Annotated in this window: 6 protein-coding genes and 1 pseudogene; all 7 read left to right on the top strand. The window is 34.0% G+C overall.

Annotated features, from left to right (window positions below; translation table 11 throughout):
• Positions 1 to 442, top strand: a 442-nt coding sequence (locus AC1DPQ_RS11290) for a polysaccharide biosynthesis/export family protein (protein WP_477609314.1), incomplete at its 5' end; no start/stop codon positions are given.
• Between the two features lie 20 nt (positions 443 to 462).
• Complete coding sequence (locus tag AC1DPQ_RS11285) at positions 463 to 2,808, top strand: GumC family protein (protein WP_477580044.1); 2,346 nt, start codon at positions 463 to 465, stop codon at positions 2,806 to 2,808.
• A gap of 16 nt (positions 2,809 to 2,824) precedes the next feature.
• A pseudogene (gene gmd, locus AC1DPQ_RS11280) lies at positions 2,825 to 3,951 on the top strand (GDP-mannose 4,6-dehydratase).
• Positions 3,951 to 4,910, top strand: a complete 960-nt coding sequence (locus AC1DPQ_RS11275; protein ID WP_477580040.1) for a GDP-L-fucose synthase family protein — start codon at positions 3,951 to 3,953, stop codon at positions 4,908 to 4,910. Before gmd ends, AC1DPQ_RS11275 begins: the two are co-directional and overlap by 1 nt.
• A gap of 2 nt (positions 4,911 to 4,912) precedes the next feature.
• The gene (locus tag AC1DPQ_RS11270) at positions 4,913 to 5,617 is read left to right on the top strand and encodes a GNAT family N-acetyltransferase (protein ID WP_477580039.1); all 705 of its coding nucleotides are present in this window, start codon (positions 4,913 to 4,915) and stop codon (positions 5,615 to 5,617) included.
• Positions 5,605 to 6,747, top strand: a complete 1,143-nt coding sequence (gene rffA / locus AC1DPQ_RS11265) for a dTDP-4-amino-4,6-dideoxygalactose transaminase (protein ID WP_477609312.1) — start codon at positions 5,605 to 5,607, stop codon at positions 6,745 to 6,747. The genes AC1DPQ_RS11270 and rffA overlap by 13 nt, the downstream gene beginning before the upstream one ends.
• Positions 6,748 to 6,752: 5 nt before the next feature.
• On the top strand, positions 6,753 to 7,862 hold a 1,110-nt coding region (locus AC1DPQ_RS11260), incomplete at its 3' end, for a lipopolysaccharide biosynthesis protein (protein ID WP_477609310.1).

Below are 7,862 nucleotides of genomic sequence, written 5' to 3'. Positions count from 1 at the left end.
GTTAACAACCTATCAAGCTAGGGAATTGATTAGAGGGAAAGCGACAGATATTTATAAAGAACCGAATGTACAATTGAGATTTGCTAATTTTAAAGTTAGTGTTCTTGGTGAAGTGAATGCTCCATCAGCTTATACATTGCCTAATGAGAAAGTATCGATTCTTGATGCCTTGAGTTTAGCTGGAGATCTGACCATATATGGGCGCAGAGAAAATGTACTTGTAATCCGTGATAATAACGGAAAGAAAGAATTCGCCCGACTAGACTTAAACTCATCAGAAATTTTTAATAGTCCCTATTATTATTTAAAGCAAAATGATGTTGTTTATGTCGAGCCAAACAAACGTAAGGTTTCGGCCTCTAATTCTGCCCAGATACAAACCATAGGTGTAATCGCATCCGTAATATCCGTAATTGTATTGGCAATAAGTAGTTTCAAATAATAATCGAGCTTAGTTTATACATGAATAATTTTCAAGAAAATCCGAATATAGAAGAAGAGGAAAGTGTTGATTTAAAAAAAATATTTTCAAAAGTTGTAGAAAAATGGCCCTGGTTCTTTGTGAGCATTATAATTTGTTTACTAGCTGCATTTTTATATGTGAAATTTACCGCTCCTAGTTATCAGATCACTGCTAGGGTTCTGGTTAATGACGATGAAAAGGGTGGGGGTATGGCAAAAGAAGCGGGCGCTTTGATGGATTTAGGCGGACTATTAGGGTCCAAGAATTCTGTCGATAATGAAGCTGAAATTCTCAAAACACGTTTTTTGATGGAGCAGGTAGTTCGTAAAATGGAACTTAATATTACCTATAGTACCAGAGAAAATTTTATTAAAAGAGAAATTTATGATGCGCCATTTAAATTAGAAATAATAAATGGAATTGATACAATTAAAGCAACTGCGCTCGATATAGAAAAAATTAATAATGGTAAATTCAGAATAAAGGGTAAAAAAATAGATAAAGAAGTCTCTTGGAACCAACCCTTTAAGTTAGATGATGTCGGCCTGGTAAAATTGGTTCCAAAATTTGGTAACTATGCTTTTTCTAATACATATGCCGTACTTATAACTTCATTAGACGAACGTGTAGCCACATTGATGAAGAATCTGTCTGTTACGGTTTCTAATAAACAGGTAACTATTATAGATTTAGGATTATCTTATCCATTACAAAAGAAAGGAGAGGATATTCTGAATACCCTGATTGGACAATATATTGCATCTAGCTTGTACGATAAAAATATAATAGCCGATAGTACAACCAAATTTATCCAAAACCGTTTGGGCAAGATTGCTAATGAGCTGGGGGATGTTGAAAGTAGGGTTGAAGAATTTAAGAAAACTAATAAGCTTGCCGATATGTCGGAACAAGGTAAACTTTTAGTTCAAAACTCAGGGGAGTTTGCTTCAGAGTTAGCTAAGGCCGAAACACAAGTTGCTATATTGGATGATTTGGAAAAATATCTCAAAGATGAAGGTAAAAATAAACGTGTTTTTCCAACATCGTTACTTCCTCAGGATATGGTTTTCTCAGGCATTATGAATCAATATAATGCACTGTTGATCGAACGAGATAAACAGTTGTTGAGTGTAACTGAAGAAAGTCCTTTTGTTAAAAATATTGATGATCAAATCGCTGGATTACGGAATGGAATATTGGCTAATATTCAGAGTACTAAAAATACCTTTGTTGTAACGCGGGATAAATTACGTAGTCAAGTAAACCAAACAGAAGGGAAGATATCGGGTGTTCCTCAAATTGAGAAAGATTATTTAAAGCTGGCTCGGAATCAAAAAATCAAAGAAGAGCTTTATATATTTCTAATGCAGAAAGCAGAAGAAACTGCGATATCTAAAACCTCTAACATTTCAATTGCTAAAACGATAGATCCACCAAAAGCCAATGTGGAGCCAATAAGTCCTAAACAAAAAGTTATATATTTAGCAGGGTTTTTTGCTGGTTTAGTTATACCACTTATATTTATCTTTATCTCTGATTTCTTTAATACAACCATTTCTACAAAAGAAGATATTACAGCAAAAACCAATGTCCCGGTTATTGGAGAAATCAGTCACAATGAATATAATGATAATTTAATCGTTGCTAACAAAGAGAGATCAGCCATTTCTGAGCAATTCCGTGCGCTGCGAACAAACCTTTCCTTTTATCTGAAAAGTAAGGAAGAAAAAATTATACTACTTACATCTAGTATGAGTGGAGAAGGTAAATCTTTTACAGCTATTAATTTAGGCAATATTTTAGCCCTGGCCGGGAAAAAGGTATTGTTGATGGAATTGGATTTAAGAAAACCCGGCCTTTCGGCTAAGTTAGGTGTTTCAAATGATATTGGTTTTAGTAATTACACCATAAGTAGTGATGTTAAAATTCAAAGCATTATTAAGCAACTTGCCATTAATAAAAATATGTTTATTATTTCGTCTGGGCCCTTACCACCAAACCCTGCCGAGACCTTAATGAGTGAGCATACGCCTGTTCTGATAGAAGAATTAAAAAAGCAATTTGACTATATCATCATGGATGCTCCACCGGTGGGGATAATTACTGATGCCCAACTGTTGGCTAACTATGCTGACGTGACACTGTATTTAGTTCGACAAAAAGTAACCCATAAAGATCAGTTAGCTATCGTTGAAGATCTTTACAAGAAAGGTAAAATGAAGAAACTGGGTATAGTTGTGAACGATATTGTTAGCAAATATTACGGGTATGGTTACGGCTACGGTAATTATGGAGAGGTCAAAAAAAGTTCAATTTTTGAGAGGGTATTTAGTAAATTCAAATGACGCAAGATAATATAAAATGAAAACTGCACTAATAACAGGAATTACAGGACAAGATGGTGCTTATTTAGCAGAATTACTGCTTGAAAGGGTTATATGGTTCATGGAATTAAGAGAAGAAGTTCGATGTTCAATACTGATCGTATTGATCATTTATATCAGGACCCACATGAGGACAATGTAAGATTTAAATTGCATTATGGGGATTTAACAGATTCAACCAATTTAATTCGTATTGTTCAAGAGGTACAACCAGACGAAATTTATAATCTAGGCGCGATGAGTCATGTGAAAGTGTCCTTTGATTCTCCCGAATATGTAGCTAATGTTGATGGTATAGGAACGCTAAGAATATTGGAGGCAGTGCGAATTTTGGGGCTAGAAAAGAAGACCAGAATATATCAAGCATCAACTTCCGAATTGTATGGTGGTATGCCGGAGAATAAAAATGATAAAGGATTTTATGATGAAAATTCACCTTTTTATCCACGCTCACCATATGGCGTCGCGAAGATTTATGGTTTTTGGATCACTAAAAACTATCGGGAGGCCTATGGCATGTTTGCTTGTAACGGCATCTTGTTTAATCATGAAAGTCCTTTACGTGGCGAAACTTTCGTAACGCGTAAAATCACTAGAGCTGTAGCTAAAATCGCTCAAGGTTTACAAAGCAAATTGTATTTGGGCAATTTGGATGCAGAACGAGATTGGGGGCATGCTAAAGATTACGTAGAAGCCATGTGGCGGATCCTACAACAAGATGTGGCAGAAGATTATGTTATTGCAACAGGAGTTACCACGCGGGTAAGAGAATTTGTACGAATGGCTTTTGCTGAAGTTGGTATTGCAATCGAATTTAAAGGAACTGGTATTGAAGAAAAAGGATATGTAGTTGCCTGTGGTAATAAAGGTTATCAACTTGAATTAGGGACTGAGGTTGTGGGGGTAGATCCCGCATATTTCCGTCCAACTGAAGTAGATCTTTTAATTGGCGACCCTACAAAATCCAAAACTAAGTTAGGCTGGATTCCTAAATATGACCTAGCTGCTTTAGTAAAGGAGATGGTAGCTGCGGATGTTGATCATTTCAGCAAAGAACAATTATTGAAAGCCCATGGCTATGTTATTAAAAATCAGTACGAATAATGTCTGAGGTTTATTTAAATGATAAATCCGCTAAAATTTACATTGCTGGTCATAGAGGAATGGTTGGCTCTGCGATTTTACGGAAATTAAAAAGTGAGGGTTTTAGCAATATTGTAACTAGGTTATCAAATGAGCTAAATTTGAAAGATCAGACTGCCGTAAATGATTTTTTTGATTTAGAAAAGCCAGAATACGTATTTTTAGCAGCTGCCAAGGTCGGCGGTATCATTGCCAACAATACTTATAGAGGTGAATTTTTGTACGATAATTTGATGATTCAAAGTAATGTTATTGAAGCATCTAGAAATGCCAATGTGAAAAAATTGATGTTTTTAGGCTCCTCATGTATTTATCCAAAAATGGCGCCACAACCCTTGAAGGAAGAATACTTATTAACTGGTGAATTAGAATTGACGAATGAACCTTATGCGATTGCAAAAATTGCTGGCATTAAAATGTGTGATGCATATCGAAATCAGTATGGTTGTAATTTTATATCAGTAATGCCAACTAATCTATACGGTATAAATGATAATTATCATCCAGAGAATTCTCATGTTTTGCCTGCATTGATACGTCGATTTGATGATGCAAAAGCACAAAACGCTCCTTATGTAACAATATGGGGTACTGGATCTCCCAAAAGAGAGTTTTTATTTGCTGATGATTTGGCTGACGCCTGTTACTTTCTAATGCAAAGTTATAATGATAGTGGATTAGTAAATATAGGTTGTGGAGAAGATTTGAGTATTAAAGATTTGGCATTAATGATTAGTGACGTTATAGGCTATAAAGGAGAAATACGGTTTGATAGATCGAAACCCGATGGAACCCCTCGGAAATTAATGGATGTTTCAAAGTTAACATCACTTGGATGGAAGTACAAAACCAATCTTATTGATGGGATATCTCTGGCTTATTCAGATTTTAAGAGTAATCCGTTAACGAAAATAATTTAGCAATGATTTGTAAATTAGTAGAATGGGATTCAAATTTTTTTTCCAAGAAAATTTATAAAGCTACTCTAAATAATAACTTTACAGACGAGGAAAAGACTGAAATTCAAGATTTAAATGCCGATTTAATTTATATAGTAGCTTCGGAGCCAAATCCTAGTTTGATTAAGAATATTACTAACCTTGGCGCTCTCTTATACGACAAGAAAGTAACTTACAAAAAATCATCTTTTTTTGATCAAAAAGAATTTACTAATAATTTATCTTTTAATTCTGCAATAAATTTGAGTTCTAATCTTGAAAAAATGGTTTATCAAAGCGGTAAATATTCGAGATTTAATTTAGATAGAAATTTAAACTATAACTACGAAAGGCTCTATAGAACTTGGATTGATAAATCTTTAAGCAGAGAATTAGCCGATGAAGTATTAGTTGCAGTTGATCCTACAAATAACGAAGTGGGTTTTATAACCTTGAAAAAAACCGAATATGCAGGGAATATTGGTCTTATTGCCGTTGATGAAAAATATAGAGGGAAAAAAATTGGTGTCGATTTACTTTTGATGGCTGATCAGTGGTATAAAGAAAACAGTGTCAAAGAAGCAACTATAGTTACTCAATTAGATAACATTCCTGCTTGTAACTTATATGAAAAAATGGGCTACAGTTTGGATAAATTAGAATACATATTTCATTTATGGAAGAAATAAAAAAAATTCCTTTTAATAAACCGTTTTTAACGGGGAAAGAAAACCATTATCTATATCAAGCAGTTTTATCTGGAAAAATCTCTGGTGATGGTGTCTTTACGAAAAAGTGTCACACTTTTTTTGAACAAAAATACCACTTCAAGAAAACTCTATTAACAACATCATGTACGGATGCCTTGGAAATGGCATCAATACTAATTGATATTAAGCCTGGTGACGAGATTATTGCACCTTCCTATACATTTGTGTCTACCGTAAATGCATTTGTTTTGCGTGGAGCCAAAATTGTTTTCGCGGATAGCTGTGCTGAGAATCCTAATATTGATATAAAACAAATAGAGGCATTAATTACAGATCGAACAAAAGTAATTATCCCGGTGCATTATGCCGGAATAGCCTGCGATATGGATGAGATCATGGCTTTGGCGAAGAAATATAATTTATATGTAGTGGAAGATGCTGCCCAAGCTATAGATTCATACTATAAAGGAAGTCCACTCGGCGGAATTGGCCATCTGTCAGCTTTTTCATTTCATGAAACTAAAAATATAATATCTGGAGAGGGTGGTCTGCTGGCAATAAATGATGAGAAATTTTCTGAAAGGGCTGAAATTATTAGAGAAAAAGGAACAAATAGGTCTCAGTTCTTTAGAGGAGAGGTAGATAAATATGGATGGGTAGATATTGGATCGTCATTTTTGCCCTCTGATATTATTGCGGCATTTTTATATGCACAGCTGGAAAATTTAGACGAAATTCAATTTAGACGTAAGCAGATTTGGAATCAATATTATTCTTTGTTGAATAAATTAGAAGAGCGTGGGGTGCAATTGCCTTATATCCCTGATTATGCAACTAACAACGCTCATATGTTTTATCTAGTTTGCAATTCTTTAGAGGAGCGGTCAAGACTTATTTCAGCACTGAAAGAGAAAGGAATCTTGTCGGTGTTTCATTATTTATCGTTGCATAAATCTCCGTTTTATAGTAGTCGGTATAAAAGCCCTGAATTGGCAAATTCAGATAGATATACTGATTGTTTACTTCGACTACCTCTTTTTTATGAATTGACTAATGACGATGTAGACTTAATTTCAGATACGATAATTGAGTTTTATAGACATATTTAAAGCAAATGCTAACCAAAATTAAAGATTTTTTTAGTAAGGGGCATGAAAGAAGCATAAAAGCTAAAAAGAATATTTTGGCAATGCTAGTAATTAAAGGTATAAGTATTTTAGTGGGGCTTGTACTTGTGCCTCTTACAATTAATTATGTTAGTCCCGAACGTTATGGGATATGGGTAACTATTTCCTCAATTATTGCTTGGGCTAGCTTCTTTGATATTGGCTTTGGCAACGGCATGAAAAATAAATTTGCCGAATCACTTGCAAAAGATAGAAAAGATTTGGCAAAGGTTTATGTCAGTACTACTTATGCTATTTTAACGATCATAACATTACTTTTATTAATCATATTTTTTTTCATAAATATTTTTTTAGACTGGAGTAAAATACTTAATGCGCCAAGGTATTTAAGTGGGGAACTGAGTACGCTGGCAATCATTGTATTTTCTAGTTTCGCATTTCAATTCGTTTTAAAGTTAATAACAACTCTGCTCTCTGCAATTCAAAAACCAGCGTTATCTTCTTTTTTTGATATGCTTGGACAATTACTGGTTTTAGCTCTGGTGTTCTTACTAACTAAATTTGGCGATGGATCACTAATTACACTAGGTTATGCTCTTGGGGGAGGACAAATTTTTATACTTCTTGTATCGACGTGCTGGTATTTTTCGAGAGATCTCAAAGAATATTCGCCAAAATTTAAATATGTTAAGTTTAAGTATGCGAAGGATTTGATGTCAATTGGATTGAAATTTTTTGTTATTCAGATTGTAGTTATAATTATTTATGAAACAAATAATATTATAATTATACAGTTATTTGGTCCAAATGAAGTGACAATCTATAATATATCTTATAAATATCTAGCGGTAGTACCAATGGTTTTTACCATTTTAATTGCACCATTTTGGATCGCCTTTACAGATGCATATGCCAAGCAAGACATACAATGGATGAAAGGTGTTTTAAACAAATTAAGAAAAGCTTGGGTTTTGCTACTTTTACTTTCAATATGTTTGGTAATTATTTCACCTTATGTTTACCAGATTTGGATTAAGGATTCTGTTACCATTCCTTTAGTGCTGACATCAGGAATGGCTTTTTTTACGATCGTGAAT

Source organism: Pedobacter sp. 01T416_2, from assembly GCF_056398925.1.
This window is presented reverse-complemented; position numbering and strand designations above follow the sequence as displayed.